2 protein-coding genes and 1 pseudogene are annotated in these 1795 nt (G+C 69.1%); all 3 read right to left on the bottom strand.

Annotation, left to right across the window (positions count from 1 at the left end):
• Positions 1-220 (bottom strand): annotated as a pseudogene (locus ELR45_RS39550) (SAM-dependent methyltransferase); the annotation flags it as partial.
• 132 nt (positions 221-352) lie between these two features.
• Positions 353-1246, bottom strand: a complete 894-nt coding sequence (locus ELR45_RS29400) for an NAD(P)-dependent oxidoreductase (protein WP_420813973.1) — start codon at positions 1244-1246, stop codon at positions 353-355.
• On the bottom strand, positions 1231-1795 hold a 565-nt coding region (locus ELR45_RS29395), incomplete at its 5' end, for an SDR family oxidoreductase (protein ID WP_129669491.1). The genes ELR45_RS29395 and ELR45_RS29400, both read right to left, overlap by 16 nt.

Here is a 1795-nt window from a genome sequence, read left to right as displayed (position 1 = left end):
TGGGCCGGTCATACGTCGCCGACCACACCTCGTAACCGTCGACGGTGTCGACTCGCTGTACCGACGCCTCGTGGCACGCCAGGGCGTCGTCGTCGAGCAGGCGGCGGATCTCGGCCATCCGCGCATCGACGAAGTCGCGATCGTATTCCCCGGCGAAGGCCCGGAGCAGTGCGACCCCCTCCAGGCCCAGCATGTACGCCAACGGGCGCTCGTGGATCATGTGGCAACGGTAGGCAAGCGACCTGGCGAGTTCCAGCGAATTTTGGTCACTCGGATCGGTAGAGATCCCGACCTTGATACCGCGAGAGGCACTCTGGAGGCCGAAATGGCCCTCGAACTGAACCTGGCGGTATCAAGGTCGCCTTCCTCCGGCGAGGTATCCCGCGATCGCGCTCATGTCGCGCTCGCCGAGCCCGGCGTCGACGGCGGCCTGCGCGACGATGCGGTTCGTGGCGGTCTGGTCCATCGAGACGCCCAGACGTTCGGCGAGACCGGTGATCAGGGTCAGATCCTTGAGCACCAGGTCGAGGCTGAACGCGACCGGTGTGTCCTCCGGCCGCTCGAAGGCGGGCCGCTTGTAATGGACGAACGGCGACGCGATGGCGCTGGCGGCGAAGACCTCGTACGCGTCGCTGCGCTGGACCCCGGCGCTCTCGGCCAGGACCAGGGCCTCGGAGAGCACCTGGTTGAGCCCCATGACGACGGCGTTCACGGCGAGCTTCATCGCGGACCCCGCACCGGAGGCGCCGACGTGCAGGATCCGTTTCGCCACCGTGTCCAGGACCGGTCTGACGGTCTCCAACGCCTGGGCATCCCCGCCGACCATGAAGGTGAGCTCGCCCTTCTCCACCAGGGCGACGCTGCCTGACACGGGGGCGTCGAGCATCGACGCTCCCGTCGACTCCACACGAGGCCGGAGCGCGAGCACCGTCTGCGGGTCAACGGTACTGGTCTCGACGACGACGGTCCCCTCGCTCAGCCCGGCGACGAGCCCGTCAGGCCCGTCGTAGGTCTGGGTCACCGCGTCGTCGTCGCCGAGCGAGACCAACACGACGTCCGCTCGCGCGGCGGCCTCCCGGGCCGAGTCGACGACGGTGCTGTCCATGCGCTCGGCCACGGCCTCGGCTTTGGAACGGGTGCGGTTGTACAGGGCGACCACGTCCTGGCCCCGCTCGCTCAGCCGTGTCGCCATAGCCGCGCCCATGCGCCCCATTCCCACGACGGCGATGCTCATCGGAGCAGCCAGCCGCCGTCGACGTTCAGGTTCACGCCATTCACCGACGGGTTGCGCAGCAGAAATGCCACCGCGTCGACGACGTCGGCCATCGCGGCCAGACGACCGGTGGGCGTGCGCGACTGAAATCCCTCGAGCACCTCGGCCGGTTTGCCGCTCCAGAACGGGCTGTCGCCGACGATGCCGGGATGGATCGCGTTCACCCTGATCGGCGCCAGCTCACTCGCCAGGGTGTGCACCATCCCGATCACACCGCCGTTCACCGTCGACACCGTGGTGGAGCCCGGGTACGGCCGGTCCTTCGCGAGCCCGCCGAAGACGACGATCGAGCCGTCGGCGCCGGTCCGGGGGAGCAGCGTGTGCACCACCTCGGTGTAGCCGACCAGCTTGAGCGTCACCAGGCTGAGCGCCGCCGCGACGTCGTACTCGGCGGCCGTGTTGTGGTCGCGGTCCACTGCGGCCAGCACCACGTCGTCCACATGCTCGACAGGTGCGAGCGCGGCCGCGATCCCATCGACGTCGGTCAGCTCGAGCGTGACACCACGGGCCGAACCGGCTGCG

The sequence above is a fragment of the Phytoactinopolyspora endophytica genome, from assembly GCF_004138495.1.
Classification (GTDB): Bacteria; Actinomycetota; Actinomycetes; order Jiangellales; family Jiangellaceae; genus Phytoactinopolyspora; species Phytoactinopolyspora endophytica.
This window is presented reverse-complemented; position numbering and strand designations above follow the sequence as displayed.